Genomic DNA, 17964 nt, shown 5'->3' on the forward strand with positions numbered 1-17964 from the left:
CAGCACAGCACAGCACAGCTTGCTCAACTTATTACTAAATTGCAAGAAATTTTTCAAATAAATCAAGCTGATTTAGATTTCGGCATTTATCGTATTCTCAATTCCCGCCAAGAGCAAATCAACGAATTTCTACAAAAAACGCTACCTGCAAAAATTAAAAAAGCATTTTCTAATAACTTTGAACAAGAAATCAGCGTTTACAACCATCTCTACATTTTCTTTTCACGCTATTACGATCAAGGCGATTTTATCAGCCAACGTCGCTACAAAGGCGACACCTATGCCATTCCATACGCCGGCGAAGAAGTGATGTTGCACTGGGCGAACAAAGATCAGTACTACACCAAATCGGGCGAAAATTTCAGTAATTATGCCTTTACCTTGGAAAACGGCAAAAAAGTACAATTTCGACTTGTAGAAGCTGACACGGCAAAAGACAATCGTAAAGATAATGACCAAACTCGTTTATTTGCTTTAATTGAGCCACAAATAAAAATTGATACGGACGAAAACGGCGATGAAATACAAACCGATATTTTGCCGATCGAAGAAAATGGCGATTTACTCACTATTCGTTTTGAATATATAGCGGTGAAGAAAGAGAAAGGAAAAACACAAGAGAAATTGCAAAAAGAATATATTTTACAAGCGGTAGAAAAAATTAAAACTTTTGCGGTTTCAGATGATTTTCAGGAAATTTTTACATTAAAACCAACAGATACGAATAAAACTCGTACATTACTTGAAAAATATCTTACAGACTACACAACCAAAAACACCGCTGATTATTTTATTCACAAAAATCTCGGTAAGTTTTTAAATCAAGAATTAGATTTTTATATCAAAAATGAAGTGATGGACTTGGATAATATTCAAGACAGCACCGATTTTTCGCATATTGAACAAAACCTGCAAACCATCAAAACCTTAAAAACCGTCGCCAAAGAAATTATCGCCTTTTTAGCCCAATTAGAAGACTTCCAAAAGAAATTATGGCTGAAAAAGAAATTTGTTGCAGACTGCCATTATCTGATTACGCTCGATCACCTGAATGAAACGCAAATACAGGTTGCGTTAAACAACCCAAAACAAACTGCTCAATGGCAAGCCTTGTTTAATGTGGATACAAGCGGTCTAAATGTAGCAGAAATTTGCAAAAACTATCCGCACTTGGTGGTGGATACCTCTTTGTTTGAGCCAAACTTCCAAGCTGATGTGTTAGGTAATTTGAGTAATTTAGACGAGAAAACTAACGGCTTGCTAATTCATTCTGATAATTTTCAAGCTCTGAATTTGTTGCAGGAAAGATATAAAGAACAGGTGAAATGTATTTACATTGATCCGCCGTATAATACAAATGCATCAGAAATTATTTATAAAAATGGGTATAAGCATTCTAGTTGGTGTTCATTACTTGAAAATAGAATGACTGTATCAAGAAGTTTATTAAGTAGTGATGGTTTAATTTCAATAGCTATTGATGGGTTAGAATTTTCTAATTTAGAAATTCTAACAAAAGAAGTTTTTGGTATAGATAATTTTGTTACATCAATCGCAATTCAGCACAATCCAAAGGGCAGAGAAAAAGAATTTTTTGCTGATAGCCACGAATATATGATTATTGCAAGTAAACAGAAAAATACTGCAATAACTAATCGTTTATCTTTAAGCCAAGAAGAAATAGAAAAAAAATACAGTAAAGGTAATGAACAAGAGCGGTATAGAGAATTACCATTAAGACGTTCTGGTTCAGAGGCTCAAAGAGAAGATAGACCTTATATGTACTTTCCTTTTCTTTGTAGTAAATCAGATCTTTCGTTAAGTTTATTATCAGATGATGAATATAAAAAAATCTATGATGGTTCAAAGTTTAATGATGATTATGTCAATGAATTAAAATCTAAATATGAAGAAAGTGGCTTTTATTTTGTTTTGCCAATTAGAAATGATGGAAGTAAAGGTAGATGGCGTTGGGGTTTTAAATCTTGTATAGATGGAATTAAAACAGGCGTATTGTTTGCTAAACGAGATAAAGAAAAAATAACTATTTATGCTAAAGATGAGGTAGATACTACATTTTTACCAAAAACTTTATGGTATGGCGATAGATATGATGCTTCTTCAAAAGGGACAAATATCTTAAAAGCTATTGTTCCTAATAGCGGTTTTGATTATCCAAAAAGTGTTTATCAAGTTCAGGATAGTATTCATATTAGCTCATTTAAGGACAGCACAATCCTAGACTACTTCGCAGGCTCTGGCACAACCGCCCACGCCGTAATCAACCTAAACCGAGAAGACAACGGTAACCGCAAATATATCTTAGTGGAACAAGGCGAATATTTTGATACGGTACTAAAGCCACGTGTGCAAAAAGTAATTTTCGCCAAAGAATGGAAAGACGGCAAACCGCAATCGGATAAGGGAGTGTTTGATGGTGTTTCGCAAATCGTTAAGGTATTAAAGCTTGAAAGCTATGAAGACACGCTCAACAACCTAGAATTAAAACAGCCTGCCAGTGATTTATTTGCCCAAAATGAAGCGTTGCAAAACGACTATTTATTGCACTATATGCTCAACGTGGAAAGCCGTGAAAGTTTGCTCAACACACAACATTTCGCCAAACCGTTTGACTACCAACTCAACATCGCCACCACCTCCGCAGGGGCGTATGAAGCCAAAACCATTGATTTGGTGGAAACCTTTAACTATTTGATTGGCTTACGGGTAAGTGAAATTAACGACAAACGAGAAAACGGTTTGCTCACCGTGCAAGGCACTAATACAAGCGGTGAAAAAACGCTAATTATTTGGCGTGATTGTAAAAAATATGATTATGACAGACTCAATGATTATTTAAACCGCCACAAAATCAATCCGCAAGAAAGCGAATTTGATGTGGTCTATATCAACGGCGACCATAATATACCAACCGTCTTCGCCGATAGCGATGAGAGCATAAAAACGCTGAAAGTGCGGTCGATTGAAGCAGAGTTTTTGCAACGAATGTTTGGGTGACAAATCTCCCCTAACCCCTCTTTACTAAAGAGGGGAATAGTTTTGTGAAAAATTGGAGATCTCTATTCTTTCTCAAGACCGCTCCCCTCTTTAGTAAAGAGGGGCTGGGGGAGATTTGTAACGATATTAAAAGGATAACTATGAAACGCACTTTCCACGATAACTTAATTTTAAACCGCTATTTGTTGTCACTGTTTAATCAAGACAATCTTGAAAAATTTAAGCAACGCTTGGGTGATGATCGCTTTGAGGGTATTGATAATGACGGGCAGACGAAATTTTTTCACGAATTGACAGGCGGGCAATTATTTCAAACCGATATGATTTCGGCAAACGATTTACGCCGTTATGACTTGAATATTGTTAAACATTGGCAACAAATCACAGAGCATCGTAATAAAGATGAAGGGCATATTTTAAAGCTCAAATACTTTCAATATCTTTCCTTGCTTTTTACCGAAATTTATTTGGATTTTTATTTTAACCGCCCGAATGATTTGTTAAATCAATTAAATGAACAACTGGTTTTACTCAAAGAGAACGATAACACTTTTCCTGATTTTGATTTGTATGAATTAAGCGATTTAAATAAATTGGCATTTTGGAATGCGACAGGAAGTGGTAAGACATTGTTAATGCACGTCAATATTTTGCAATATCAGCATTATCAAAAAAATAAAGATTTGACCGTATTTGTGATTACACCGAATGACGGGCTTTCACAACAACATTTGGCAGAATTTGCTGCATCAAATTTGCCTGCCAATCTGTTTGATAAAAATAAACCATTCCAAGGTACGGGCTTGTTTAATGATATTCAGATTATGGATATCAACAAGTTGGCGGACAAAGACGGCGAACTAACCGTAGCCGTCGATCGCTTCTTGGATTTGAACAAGTTGGTATTGGTGGACGAGGGGCATCGAGGTTCATCGGGGGATCAGTGGCTGGCGCGCCGTCAGAAATTAATTGGTGATGGCTTTGCGTTTGAGTATTCAGCTACTTTTGGACAAGCTGTGAAAGACGGTAAAACAGCGAAAGATTGTCTGTTTGATATTCAGAAAAAAATTGCTAAAGCAAATGGCATTAGCAAAAAAGCCGAGCAACAAAAAATTCCGACCAGCTTTGCCGATAAACAAGAAGCCAAACAAAAAGCGGTGTTTGAAACCTATGCTAAATGTGTACTGTTTGACTATTCCTACAAGTTCTTCTATGCCGATGGCTATGGCAAAGAGTTTTCCATTTTAAATATGAAAGCGGAAGATTACGGCATAGCAGATAATGACCGTAAATATTTTGTGGCAAGTTTATTGTCGTTTTACCAACAGTTACATCTTTTTGCAAAAAATAAGGAAAAATTGACCGCTTACAATCTGCATAAACCGCTGTGGGTATTTGTCGGTAATACGGTAAACAAGGAAGATAGCGATATTTGGACTGTTGTAGAGCAGTTAGCCTATTTCTTAGATGGTAAAAACCGTTCGCAAATTTTGGCGTGGTTGAATGCATTATTGTGTGATGAACCGTTGCTTTTGGACAGCAAAGGCAATGCGATTTTCCGCCATCGTTTTTTACCGTTGGTCAGTTTTAAAGGTGATTTAAATGCTCTTTATGCAGATATTCTGAAAACTTTATTCAATACTGAAAGTGCATCACATCTCTATTTGCATAATATTAAAAAAACGTCGGGCGAAGTGGCATTAAAAGTGGGTAACAGCGATTATTTTGCCTTGATTAACGTGGGCGACAGCAGTGAATTGCTGAAAAGTGCGGTGGAATTAGACAATGTTTCTGTACAACAAGACGAGTTCTCAGAGAGTTTGTTTGGCACTATCAATCAAAATAGTTCAACGCTTAATTTATTGATTGGCTCTCGTAAATTTACCGAAGGGTGGTCAAGCTGGCGAGTGTCAACAATGGGCTTGCTCAATATGGGCAAGGGTGAAGGCTCGCAAATTATTCAGCTTTTCGGGCGTGGTGTGCGTTTGAAAGGGCGTGATTTTTCGCTACGAAGAACGCCTGTAAATCAAATGCCGAAAGGCTTAGGGTTGGATAAATTAGAAACACTCAATATTTTCGGCATTAAAGCCGATTATATGGCGAAATTCCGTGAATACTTGGAAGATGAAGGTATTCAAGCACCTGATGAAGTGTTGCAGTTAGATTTTCCTGTGCAGAAAAAATTGCCTGCTAATATGGCGTTGAAAACTTTACGTTTAAAAGATGGTTATAAAGACAATCAAAAAATGGGCTTTAAACGCCAAGAAATGGTACAACTTTATGAATTGCCTGAGTTTTCCCAAGGTAAAATTAAGCCGATTTTGGCGGTGTTAGATCTGTATCCGAGATTGGAAGCATTGAGTTCTAAAGTAGTTCGCAAAAGTGATAATGATGAACGTCAAAGTAACAAATTTAAGCGAGAGATTTTTGCTTTACTTGATTGGGATAAGCTCTATTTGGATTTGCAACAATACAAAATGGAACGCACTTGGTCAAATTTGCGTGTTAGCCGTGATGGGTTACGTAAATTCGTGGAAAGTCGAGATGATTGGTATTTGCTCTATGTGCCAAATTCGGCAATGGAAGTCCGTAGTTTTGCTGATATTCAAACGCAACAGGATATTCTTTTCCAGCTGTTGAAGGAATATACCGACCGATTTTACCGTCGTTTGAAAGACATTTATGAACAGCAATTTATGGAAACTGCGATAGTTACTGAAGAAAATTGCTCGTTCTTTGAAGAATATAAAATGTTGTTCGGCGAAGAGGAAAATATTTCTTATGAGCGTGAACAAGCGGTCAAAAAAATCGAAGAATTAGCGAATTTAATTCGGGAGAAAAAAATTGAACAGGCGATGAATTGGCAGTCACCACTCTCTGAATTTAAGGCGATTTGTTTTAACAGTCATTTGTTTTATCCGCTATTTTCCTTTGATAAATCAACAGGTTTACCAATAAAAATCTCACCTTTGCCACTTGCGGTAGAAAGTGAAATACAGTTTATCAATGATTTAATGCAAGCGGAAAAATCAGGCGAATTAGCCAAATGGCTAGGTGATAAATCGCTCTATTTAATGCGAAATGCTGATCGAAAAGATAAAGGTTTAGGTTTTGCATCAGCTGGGAATTTCTATCCTGATTTTCTGCTGTGGGTGGTGGATCATAAAAGTGGCAAACAATGGCTTAATTTTGTTGATCCGAAAGGTATCCGCCAGATGGATTTACACGATCCAAAATTCGGGCTTTACCAAGAAGTCAAAGAATTAGAAAACAAAATTGGTGATCCGAATTTGGTGCTAAATAACTTTATTTTGTCAATCACTAAATTGAAAGATTGGGTGAATATGACCTTAACAGCAGAAGAACTTGCCGAACGCCATATTCTGTTTATGGAAAATAATTATTTACAGCAAATGTTTGAGAAAATGCAATGATGAATATTACGCCCTACCACGCACGTTATTTTGCTAATGAAATCATTTGTCGTCGCACGGACGACAATCGTTTATCGCAATCTCTATTTGACGCCAAAGTGGATTTAAATCCACATCAAATTGATGCTGCGTTGTTTGCACTTAAAAATCCTCTCCAAGAGGGGGTAATGCTTGCTGATGAAGTAGGTTTAGGAAAAACCATTGAAGCAGGTTTGGTGCTTTGTCAAAAATGGGCGGAGCGTAAGCGGAATTTGTTGATTGTCTGCCCTGCGATTTTGCGTAAACAGTGGGCGAATGAGCTGGCAGAGAAGTTTGGTTTGCCGACAATGGTGGTGGATAAAACTGTTGTTAGTCAGGTGATGAAAAATACAAGCGGTGCAAAACTGTTTAATTTTTGCAAAAAGCAAATCGGTAACAATATACTGATTATTTCGCACCAATTTGCCAGTAAAGAGCAAGCAACCTTCAAACAGTTTGATTGGAATTTGGTGGTAATTGATGAAGCCCATAAAATGCGTAACGCTTACAAAGCCGATAACAAAATGGGGCAGGCAATGCGTCAAGCTTTTGGTGGTAAGAAAAAGTTACTGCTGACGGCAACACCTTTGCAAAATTCGTTGATGGAATTGTATGGTTTATCTACTTTGCTAGATGATCATATTTTTGGTGACCGTAAATATTTCCAAAAAGAATTTGTCCGCCGTGGCAATGTGGCTGAACTCAAACAGAGAATGACGAGTTTTGTTAAACGTACGCTACGCAAAAATGTATTGGAATATGTGCGTTATACCGAGCGTAAGACTATCACCCAAGAATTTATGCCAACAGTCGCAGAGTTTACTCTTTATGAGCAAATCTCCGAATTTTTACGTAAAGAAAGCAGTTACGCTTTGCCAAAACGGCATAAACATTTAACGGCTTTAATCCTACGAAAACTGTTAGCTTCTAGTCCGCAAGCAGTTCTCGGTACGTTAAAGGCAATTTTGGCAAGGCTTCAACATCTACAGCAGTTAGAGCAAAATCAAGATGAGCCTTTAAGCGAAATTGAAGCATTATTTGATGGTGAAGAATTAACCGCAGATGATGTCGAAGCCGATGAGTTGGAGACGGAAGATGCAGAAATTTCTGTTAGTGATGAATTAAATCAAGTTGCTTTGCAAACTGAAATTGCTGAAATTGAAGGCTTTATCCGTTTGGCGGAAGGATTGCAACAAGACAGCAAAATTATCGCTTTATTGACCGCCCTTCAAACAGGTTTCGCTGAAATGAGCAAACTGGGGGCAAATCAAAAAGCGATTATTTTCACAGAATCGATACGTACGCAAAAATATCTGTTTGATTTTTTAGTACAAAATGGCTATGCCGATGATGTGGTGCTATTTAGTGGTAGCAATAACGATCCTAATTCACTAGCGATTTATCAAGATTGGCTTGTCCGTTATCAAGGTACAGCAAAAATCACAGGCTCAGCAGAAGTGGATAAACGTTCGGCATTGATTGAGCATTTTAAAGAAAAGGCTCAGATTATGATTGCTACCGAAGCTGCCAGCGAAGGGGTAAACCTGCAATTTTGTTCACTGTTGATTAACTATGATTTACCGTGGAATCCGCAACGTGTTGAGCAACGAATCGGACGTTGCCACCGTTATGGACAAAAATTTGATGTCGTGGTGATCAATTTCTTAAACAAACGCAATCTTGCTGATCAGCGTGTTTTGGAGCTACTTACGGAAAAATTTAAGTTGTTCCAAGGTGTGTTAGGTGCATCAGATGAAGTGCTGGGACGAATTGAATCCGGTGTAGATATTGAAAACCAAATCGCTAATATTTACGCTACTTGTCGCACTGAAGATGAAATACAGACGGCATTTGATCAGTTGCAAGCACAATTTGCCGATGAAATTGAAGGGCGAGTACAAGAAATCAAAAATGCATTGGTAACAAGCTTTGATCAGTCAGTGCTAGAGCGCCTCAAAGTAATGACTGAAGAGCGTTTAAATGCAATGGAACGGTGGTTTTGGGGGGTAACGCAATTTGCTTTAAACGGCAAAGCTCAGTTTAACCAAACAGATTGGTATTTTTTACTCGAAAATGCACCGCTTGGCGGAGTGCCAATCGGGCGATATTTATTGCCACGCAAAGCACGTACAATAAATTTGCAAGGCTATGAATATCGCTTAAATCAACCACTTGGGCAATGGTGTATCAATGAGGCGTTAAATGCTTACACTCCAACCGCAACATTAGTTTTTGATTATACTCATTTCCCTGAAAAAATAAGTTTGCTGGAACAGTATCAAGGTAAATCCGGCTGGTTGCGTTTGGATAAAATCAGTGTGGAGTCTAATGCAGAAAGCCAAGAATCGTTAGTGTTTACTGTGTGCGATGAACAAAGTAATTTGTTGGATAAAGAATTTGCACAAAAGCTCTTTTTACTTTCAGCAGATTTGCGAAATTCTGTTAAAAATCTACCGCTTGTATTTTCAGATTTAGTGAAAGAGCAGATTGATTTAGAAAAAGCCCGTATTAAGACGGAAAATGATGCATTACTAAAAGCTGAAAGTGTGCGTATTAACGCTTGGGCAAAAGATCAAATGCAAGTTGCTGAAGATTTAATTAGTGAGCTGAAAGATGCAATGCGTAGCAAAGAAAAGGAATTAGTGCTAACAGATGATATTGAACTGCAAATTCAGTTACAAGAAGATGTAGCAAAACTTCGTAAACAGCTTCGTAGAGCCCGTAACGAACTGGACGATGTGCAAGATGAAATTGCCGAACAGGAATTGCAACTATTAAAAGAATTGAAAGGAAAAATTCATCAAACAATGCAGGATAGTTTAGTGTTTGAGATTTTTTGGCAGATTCGATAAAGAAATATGTTTGTAATGGTTTCCTGCTATTGAGAATATAGCAGTGTTTACAAAATCAACAACTCGCAATCAAAATCTCTATAGCGAGTGGCTTGAAAAGACTAAAACAGACGAAATACTCAAAGAATACTTTTGGCATAGCCCTATTGGCTTGAGTGTAAACCTAAATATTTAAATCTTAAGTAAATTTCCCACTTTAAGCGAATATGAATCTTACCAATAACAATGCCATTTTCGGGCTTAATACATTTGTTACATAGCACCAAAATTTGGAGAATAGTGGACATTTTTGATGTCTGCTATTGCTTTATTTTCAACTCTTTTAGCAAATAAAATCCTTTATAAACATTATCTTATGTTCATCAGTTAGTCCCTAATGTGGGGCTAATTTTGCTTTCATTTGTCTAAAAAACAACTCCACCACGTTGGTTGTATGAGCAATGTTTAACTTGGGATATGCCTGATAGATAAATAGATAGTGTATGCTACGTTTTAAACTCCAAAAGTAGGTTTAAGCCTTATATTACAAGGTTTTAACCTACTTTATAGACTCAATTTTGTTCACTATCCCAAATTGCAAGAAATTCAGGAAATTTAACCGCTTGTTTTTAATTAGTAGAGAGGTAATTTAACTATGATATTTTTTGCACATACAAGGTAATTCCCTCAACCCGTTGTACTTGCACTTTATCGCCAATATTAAGCTCCGTGCCAATTACTCGCCAAGTGGTATCGCCAAATTTGCCTCGGGCAATGCCGTTTTCAAGAATTTCGACAATAAAGCCTTGTGTACCAATCATTGCGTGATCTCTTGAGTTTAATACAGTTGCTTTATCATCTTGCTTGTCTTTGCTGTGTTGATACTTCCACCAAATTAGGCTGAAGATAATGGCTAATACAGCAAAAACTGTGATTTGCACTGCTTGTGATAAATCGGGTACTAGGGCGACCAGAATCGCTAAAATAACCGCTGAAAATCCCCACCACATAATAAATACTCCGGGGATAATTAATTCTAATGCCAATAATACAAAGCCAAAAATCAACCAGCCTGTCCAATTAAAGAGCCAATCCATATTTTCTCCTTGTAATAAATAGGGGCAATGCCCCATTATTATGCTTTTTTATCGCCTTTTAAAAGTTCAGCAATGCCTGCAACTGAACCGATTAAGTTACCAGCTTCTAATGGCATTAACACAACTTTGCTATTTTCCGCCGAGCCAATATCTTTCAATGCTTCAGTATATTTTTGAGCGATAAAGTAATTAATTGCAGTGGTGTCGCCCTGTGCAATCGCACTAGAAACCATCTGGGTTGCTTTTGCTTCGGCTTCTGCCGCACGCTCACGAGCTTCAGCTTGTAAGAAAGCTTCTTGACGCTCCCCTTCTGCTTTTAGAATGCGAGATTGTTTCTCCCCTTCTGCACGTAGAATTTCAGCCTGACGAATCCCCTCAGCTTCCAAAATATCTGCACGTTTATTACGTTCAGCTTTCATTTGGGCATTCATCGCTTCTACTAACTCTTTCGGTGGGCGAACATCTCGAATTTCAATACGGGTTACTTTTACTCCCCAGATATTGGTTGCTTCATCAACAATAGAAAGTAGGCGACCATTAATTAAATCACGCTGAGAGAGCATATCATCTAAATCCATTGAGCCTAGTACGGTACGCATATTGGTCATCGTTAAATTAACAATAGCCTGCTCTAAATGATTGACTTCATAGGCAGCTCTGCGTGCATCGATAGTTTGCACAAAGCATACTGCATCAATGGCGACACTTGCATTATCACGTGAAATCACTTCTTGCGATGGAATATCTAACACCTGTTCCATCATATTAATTTTGCGACCAACTCGATCAATAAAAGGCACAACAATATTTAAACCTGGTGTCAGGGTTTTGGTGTAACGTCCGAAACGCTCTATCGTCCAGTGATAGCCTTGTGGCACAATTTTAATTGTTGAACTTAGCGTCACTAACACTAGCAATACAAATGCGATGCTTACTAATGGTAAATCTAAATACATAATATTCTCCTTATAATGTATTTGTTATATTAAGTGGCAACTGCCAATTAATTGGGGGTATTCCTTGTTTAATCAAGTATTCATTCGTTTTTGAAAAATGTTTACAGCCCAAAAAACCACGATAAGCAGAAAGTGGCGAAGGGTGTGGCGATGTCAGCACGCAGTGGCGATTTCGGTCAATAAACTGTCCTTTTTTCTGAGCGTGACTCCCCCAAAGTAGAAAGACTAAATTTTCACGGTGCTCATTTAACTGTGCAATCACTTTATCGGTAAAGGTTTCCCAACCAATTTGAGCGTGAGAATTTGCACGGCTTTGTTCAACCGTTAATACTGTATTAAGCATAAAAACACCTTGTTTTGCCCAATCAACCAAATACCCGTGTTGAGGAATTTGAAAACCTTCAACATCTTCTGCTAACTCTTTATACATATTTAATAAAGAAGGCGGTGGTGCAACTGGGGGTTTAACTGAAAATGCCAAACCGTGAGCTTGATTCGGCCCGTGGTAAGGATCTTGCCCTAAAATAACAACTCTCACATCACTAAATTCTGTTAATGCAAACGCACTAAATACTTCATTTTGGGGAGGGTAAATCGTTTTTCCGGCTAATCGCTCATTATGCACAAATTGTAAAATTTGCTGAAAATAACTTTTTTGTTTTTCTTCGCCTAAGGCTTCTGTCCAAGTTTTCATAACAGTTCTCAGTTTGATTATATTTTAATCAATTAACATAAATAATATAAAAAATGGTTAAATTTTTATCGCTTTTTATCTAAAAAGAGGTAAAATACTTTCAAATAAATTTGAATGTTTAAAATTTTTTTTAATTTCAACTCACTCTACATTAGGAGAAACTAAAATGATTAAAGGTGTACAAATCACAGAATCAACAAACAGCAACTTATTAAACTCTTTCTGGTTATTAGACGAAGCTAAAAACGAAGCTCGTTGCTTAGCTGCTAAAGCTGGCTTTGAAGAAGATCAAGTTGTTGCTATCAGCGAATTAGGTGAAATTGCATACCGTGAAGTGCCTGTAAATGTAGCACCAACTATCAAAGTTGAAGGTGGCCAACACTTAAACGTAAACGTTTTACGTCGTGAAACATTAGAAGATGCGGTTAAAAACCCTGAGAAATACCCTCAATTAACTATCCGTGTTTCTGGTTACGCTGTGCGTTTTAACTCACTAACACCAGAACAACAACGTGATGTTATCACACGTACATTCACTGAAAGCTTATAATAACAGTTTTTAATTACAAGAAGCACCCTTAGCGGTGCTTTTTTTATTCGCACCCTCAGCTTATCTAGCGGTCAAAATACTGGTTAAATTTACAAAAAAAGTTACAGAACCTATTGACACTGGTATTTTACCCAGTAAAATAGACTGTATAAAAAAACAGATAGAGGGTTTACCTAATGGCTTCACTTAAACAACTTATTACCCAAAAAGCATCACATCAACCTATTCCACTATATCGAGATATTAATAGTCAGCGTTCTGTAAAGTTAGATCTCAACTCGCTTTGCATTAAACGTCCAACCGATACATTTTTTATTCACGTAAAAAATCCTAACTTAATTGCTTGGGGAATTGAATTAGACGATCTGCTTATAGTGGAAAATACCGATCAATACTTATTAAATGACTTATTAGTTATCGAGAAAAATGGTGAATATAAGTTCTATCAATTCTTTAATGAAATAGAAGATGCTTCAGGCATAAAAGAAAAAATCTTATTTTCATTAGATGTTAGCGAACCAAATATCCGCATTCAAAATTGGAATGATGTTAAAGTAGCGGGTGTTATTATGAATGTTGTACATCAAATGCGTACTCGAGGAGCATTTAGTACAACTAAACAGCGTGTTGCATAAATAATAAAAGCAAAAAAGAAGAAAGTAATGAAACAAACAAATAGGCACTAATATTACTATTAGTGCCAGCTTATCAAAGAAAAAATTAGATTACACGACGAGATTGAGTATAATTTCTTGACCAATAACGTTCTGATAATGAGCTGGTAGTTACTCCACGGCTTGAACTTGCGTGAACAAACTTTCCATTACCGATATAGACACCAACGTGATTGTTTCTACGGAAAAAAACTAAATCTCCAGGACGTAGATCTGCTTTTGAAATAGAACGACCAACGTGACGTTGCCCAGCCGTTGAGCGAGGCATACTTTTATTAAATGCTTTACTCATTACTTCACGGACAAATGCAGAACAATCAATGCCAGATTTTGTTGTGCCACCTAAACGGTAACGAGTACCTTTCCAATTATTATATACGCTATTTATACGACTAAGATTTGAATTCGCTGAAACGGCTACTCGAGTAGCTGAATGATTTGAGGATTTTGATAATCTTTCTGCTTTACTTGCAATAATTTGGCTAGGTGTTGCAGGTTTTGTACTTAAACTTGCGGAGGCAATAGAAGTATAACCGCCAAAAACTGCCAAAGTTAAAATACACAGGGGTCTAAAAGTAGTTGCAAAAAGATTTTTTTTCATAATTTAATATCTCGTCTCGCCAGAACAATTACAGCGTTTAATTCCTTAGTCTTAATCTTTAAAAGATCAAAAAAATAATAAAAATAATGGTCTAGATATATCCAGACCACCTGCTCAGACCAGTATAACTTATTTTAGTTCCAAAGTCCGTAGAAATTTTATTTCATCTGCCCAGATTTCAGGCGAAATTGTTTCTAAAATCATCGGAATTCCATCAAAATTTGCATTTTGCATAATAAATGTAAACACTTCTGTACCAATCGTTCCCTCTTGTAAAGTGTGATGGCGATCAACTCGACTTCCTAATTCAGTCTTTGAACCATTTAAATGCATTCCCCTTAAATATTGAAAACCAACAGTCTGATTAAAATCATTAAAGACTTCTTCACTTTTTTCATAAGAACTAATGTCATATCCTGCTGAGAATAAATGGCAAGTATCTAAACAAACCCCTACTCTATTTTTATTTTCCACCTGTTCAATAATTTTAGCCAGATGATCAAAATGCCAACCGAGATTTGAGCCTTGCCCAGCAGTATTTTCAATCACGGCAACGACATTAGGCACTTTTTCTACCGCAATATTGATAGATTCGGCAATACGGGCTAAACAATCTTGCTCAGAAATTTTTCGTAAATGAGAACCTGGGTGAAAATTAAGTAGTTTCAATCCAAGTTGATTGGCTCTTTCCATTTCATCAATAAATGCAGTTCGTGATTTTTCTAACGCTTCTGCTTCTGGATTCCCTAAATTAATTAAATAGCTGTCGTGCGGTAAAATTTGATCAGCTGAAAAATGGTGAACCTGACAAAAACGCTTAAAATTTTCGATATTCTCTGCTTTTAATGGTGGAGCTTGCCACTGACGCTGGTTTTTTGTAAATAATGCAAAAGCATTTGCTCCAATTTCCACAGAACGCAGTACCGCATTTTCTACTCCGCCTGAAGCACTTACGTGTGCACCAATATATTTCATTCTCTACATCCTCCAACTATCTGATATACTAAACATTATTTCATTCACTAACTTTCAATAATTTTATGAGCGAAGCAACAATTAACGATTTTTCTCTACTTTGTCGCCTATTCGGTAATTTATTTTATCGTAACCCTAACGATCCAATTCTAGCCGGCACATTTAACTGGCTTGCTCAAGGTGGGCTAGGCCAACAATGGGCATTAACAACTGATGCTCAAAGCGAAAATGCACTTTCTGTTTTACAAAATAACGCTAACCCTACGCAATTAGAAGCGAGCTATCAAGCACTTTTTGCGGAAGGAGGGGCTATTGCTACAACAATCTCAGCCTATGGTTTATCAGTAACCGATTTTATTGAGTTTCGCCAAGCTCGAGCAATGCCAGAATTAGATAATGCAGATCACTTTGCATTACTGCTGTTAACTGCTTCTTGGATTGAAGATAATTTGGATTCCACATTGGCACAAAAAACCTTATTTGAACAATTCCTACTACCTTGTGCAAGTTCATTTTTAGGGAAAGTTGAAGCCTTTGATACTGGATTTTACAAAGCTCTGGCCCAATTAACTCGTGATGCATTAAGTGCAATGGCTGACGAGCTTGAAGAAAGCGAATAAGAGTCTTAATAATTAACTAAACATAAAGAGGGATTAAATATGAAAATGCTGAAATTAAGCTTAACCCTTTCACTTTCATTTATGCTAACCGCTTGTGCATTAACACCAGAGCAACAAGCTGAGCGTAGAGCTAAGCAAGTTCGAGCAGAACAAAATCTACAAGTACAACTTGCTAAACAGTGTGATGCTGAAACGGCAGAATTGATGCATCAGCAATTTAATCCGCCGTTAAGTCAAACAGAGGAAGAAGAACAAACTTTTAAAAAGCGTTATACCAAAAAAGTAAACGACCCAATGTTCCAAGCCTGCTATAAACTCGCCTGGCAGCATTATAAAGCACAAGAAGAGCTAGAAGAAATGCGTTGGAATTACGATCGAGAGTTTATGTATCGAGGTTGGCGTTACTGCTACTATTGTTGGTAATATTTACTAGAACAAGCGGTCATATTTTAGCAAAATCTTGCAAAAATATGATCGTTTTTATTTCAGCGTACATCTGTTCTCTTTTTACTAGATTTTTATTATTAAAATGTTTATATTAGCGTACAGTTGTTAGCTGAAATAATTAGGTAAAAAATGCACAATTTAGATTTTCATTTCGTTCATCGTATTCAAGAACAAGCAAAAAAACTTGCTCACTCTACCGCTATTCGATTTAATCAAAATGGTCAATGGCTTGACCAAAATTGGAGCGATTTCCAACAAAATATTAACCAGCTTTCTTATGCTTTAATAGCTCACGGCATTGGTGTGCAAGACAAAATTGCGATTTTTGCCCACAATATGCCTCGTTGGACAATAACTGATATTGGAGCGATGCAAATTCGTGCTGTCGCAGTACCAATTTATGCAACCAATACCCCAAATCAAGTAGAATATATTATCAATAATGCTGATATTAAAATCTTGTTTGTGGCTGCCAAGAGCAATTTGATAATGCATTAGAAATAGCGAACAACTGTCCACAATTAGTTAAAATTGTGGCAATGAAACCATCAATCGATCTAAAAAATTATTCAATAGCAATCCATTGGGATGATTTTATTAATGTAGAGGCAACACCAGTCGAATTAGAAAAACGCTTAGCTGAAAAATCTTTAGACGACCTTTTCACTTTAATTTATACCTCTGGCACAACAGGTGAACCCAAAGGTGTAATGTTAGATTATCGCAATTTATCCGCTTTCTTACAGGCACACGATCAAGCATTGATGCATATTGATAATAATGATGTATCACTCTCTTTCCTTCCGTTTTCACATATTTTTGAACGAGCTTGGACTGCCTATATACTGCATCGAGGAGCTATAAATTGTTACTTAGAAGATCCTCATAATATTCGAGAAGCTATGGCAGATATTCGCCCAACATTAATGTGTGCAGTACCTCGCTTTTGCGAAAAAATCTACACTGCCGTATGGGATAAAGTACAGAATGCTCCAATACATCGCCGAGTCTTATTTAACTGGGCTGTAAAAATGGGTGAAAAACATTTTTATGCTAAAAAACCTTCTATTTGGTTGAAATGGCAATACCGCTTAGCAGATAAATTAGTTCTCTCTAAACTACGAGCTTTACTTGGTGGGCGGGTGAGAATGATTCCGTGTGGCGGTGCAAAATTAGATCCAACTATTGCGATTTTTTTCCAAAGTATTGGTGTGAATGTCAAAATCGGCTATGGAATGACGGAAACAACGGGAACAGTCTCTTGCTGGCAAGGGGATAATGTAAATTTAAACTCAATCGGTTCACTAATGCCAAATATTGAAGTAAAAATAGGTAATGATAATGAAATTTTAGTACGTGGCGAAACCGTTATGCGAGGCTATTACAAAAAACCTATTGAAACTGCAGAAGCATTTACTGCTGATGGCTTTTTAAAAACTGGCGATGCTGGCGAGTTAGATGCAGAAGGCAACCTCTTCATTACCGACCGAATTAAAGAGTTAATGAAAACCTCTAATGGTAAATATATCGCACCGCAATATATAGAAGGTAAAATTGGCAAAGCTAAATTTATTGAACAAATTGCCATTATTGCTGATGCTAAAAAATATGTTTCAGCCCTTATTGTGCCTTGTTTCGATAGTTTAGAAAGCTACGCTAAGCAACTTAATATTAAATATCACGACAGAGTAGAACTCATTAAAAATGTTGAAATAGTACAACTATTTGAGAAGCAAATTAATGAATTACAAAAAGATTTGGCAAGTTTTGAGCAAGTAAAAAAATTCACGCTACTTTCTCAAGCATTTAGTACCAAAATGGAAGAGATAACACCAACACTAAAATTAAGACGCAAAGTAATTTTAGAACGTTATAAAGCCCAAATTGAGAAGATGTATCAATAATAAATTTAGAACATTCATATTTAGGGTGTGTTAATGGTTCAAATTTCACAAAATTTGATGCGATAACGAGGAAATTAGTAGTTAATTTCTGACAAAATCGCTATACTTTATCGCCCTAAAATTTAGGCGAAAAAGGCTTCCAATT

Annotated in this window: 12 protein-coding genes and 1 pseudogene; 8 read left to right on the plus strand and 5 right to left on the minus strand. The window is 36.7% G+C overall.

All coding sequences use genetic code 11. From position 1 onward, the window contains the following. Positions 1 to 39: 39 nt before the first annotated feature. The 3 genes from PTQ27_RS07925 (at position 40) to PTQ27_RS07935 (ending at position 9322) form a co-directional block, all read left to right on the plus strand. Complete coding sequence (locus PTQ27_RS07925) at positions 40 to 3018, plus strand: site-specific DNA-methyltransferase (protein ID WP_273748031.1); 2979 nt, start codon at positions 40 to 42, stop codon at positions 3016 to 3018. A gap of 140 nt (positions 3019 to 3158) precedes the next feature. Beyond that, a complete protein-coding gene (locus tag PTQ27_RS07930; protein ID WP_273771126.1) occupies positions 3159 to 6452 on the plus strand; it encodes a DEAD/DEAH box helicase family protein in 3294 nt (1097 codons plus the stop codon). Beyond that, positions 6449 to 9322, plus strand: a complete 2874-nt coding sequence (locus PTQ27_RS07935; RefSeq protein WP_273748033.1) for an SNF2-related protein — start codon at positions 6449 to 6451, stop codon at positions 9320 to 9322. Before PTQ27_RS07930 ends, PTQ27_RS07935 begins: the two co-directional genes overlap by 4 nt. Before the next feature lie 632 nt (positions 9323 to 9954). Here PTQ27_RS07935 and PTQ27_RS07940 read toward each other — a convergent pair. Genes PTQ27_RS07940 through ung form a run of 3 tightly spaced genes read right to left on the minus strand, consistent with a single transcriptional unit; the run spans position 9955 to position 12048 of the window. Beyond that, on the minus strand, positions 9955 to 10398 hold the full coding sequence (locus tag PTQ27_RS07940) for an NfeD family protein (RefSeq protein ID WP_273748034.1): 444 nt from the start codon (positions 10396 to 10398) through the stop codon (positions 9955 to 9957). Between the two features lie 38 nt (positions 10399 to 10436). After that, the gene (locus tag PTQ27_RS07945) at positions 10437 to 11354 is read right to left on the minus strand and encodes an SPFH domain-containing protein (RefSeq protein WP_273748035.1); all 918 of its coding nucleotides are present in this window, start codon (positions 11352 to 11354) and stop codon (positions 10437 to 10439) included. A 10-nt stretch (positions 11355 to 11364) separates the two neighbouring features. Continuing rightward, positions 11365 to 12048, minus strand: a complete 684-nt coding sequence (gene ung / locus PTQ27_RS07950; RefSeq protein WP_273748036.1) for a uracil-DNA glycosylase — start codon at positions 12046 to 12048, stop codon at positions 11365 to 11367. 166 nt (positions 12049 to 12214) lie between these two features. Here ung and grcA point away from each other — a divergent pair, with 166 nt between their 5' ends. Beyond that, entirely contained in the window at positions 12215 to 12598 is a 384-nt protein-coding gene (grcA, locus tag PTQ27_RS07955) for an autonomous glycyl radical cofactor GrcA (protein WP_273748037.1), read from the plus strand. Positions 12599 to 12774: 176 nt separating this feature from the next. Next, a complete protein-coding gene (locus PTQ27_RS07960) occupies positions 12775 to 13233 on the plus strand; it encodes a LexA family protein (protein WP_273748038.1) in 459 nt (152 codons plus the stop codon). An 85-nt stretch (positions 13234 to 13318) separates the two neighbouring features. Here PTQ27_RS07960 and PTQ27_RS07965 read toward each other — a convergent pair whose 3' ends face one another. After that, positions 13319 to 13873 (minus strand): C40 family peptidase, encoded by a 555-nt coding sequence (locus PTQ27_RS07965; RefSeq protein WP_273748039.1) that lies wholly within the window; start codon positions 13871 to 13873, stop codon positions 13319 to 13321. Between the two features lie 129 nt (positions 13874 to 14002). Continuing rightward, positions 14003 to 14848, minus strand: coding sequence for a deoxyribonuclease IV (gene nfo / locus PTQ27_RS07970; RefSeq protein WP_273748040.1), 846 nt, complete (start codon positions 14846 to 14848; stop codon positions 14003 to 14005). A 65-nt stretch (positions 14849 to 14913) separates the two neighbouring features. Here nfo and PTQ27_RS07975 point away from each other — a divergent pair, with 65 nt between their 5' ends. The 3 genes and pseudogenes from PTQ27_RS07975 (at position 14914) to PTQ27_RS07985 (ending at position 17819) form a co-directional block, all read left to right on the plus strand. Continuing rightward, positions 14914 to 15468 (plus strand): TorD/DmsD family molecular chaperone, encoded by a 555-nt coding sequence (locus PTQ27_RS07975; protein ID WP_273748041.1) that lies wholly within the window; start codon positions 14914 to 14916, stop codon positions 15466 to 15468. 39 nt (positions 15469 to 15507) lie between these two features. Next, complete coding sequence (locus PTQ27_RS07980) at positions 15508 to 15891, plus strand: hypothetical protein (RefSeq protein ID WP_273748042.1); 384 nt, start codon at positions 15508 to 15510, stop codon at positions 15889 to 15891. 153 nt (positions 15892 to 16044) lie between these two features. Further along, positions 16045 to 17819 (plus strand): annotated as a pseudogene (locus PTQ27_RS07985) (AMP-dependent synthetase/ligase). Positions 17820 to 17964: the final 145 nt, after the last annotated feature.

It is taken from the genome of Mannheimia cairinae, from assembly GCF_028649535.1.
GTDB classification, from domain to species: domain Bacteria; phylum Pseudomonadota; class Gammaproteobacteria; order Enterobacterales; family Pasteurellaceae; genus Mannheimia; species Mannheimia cairinae.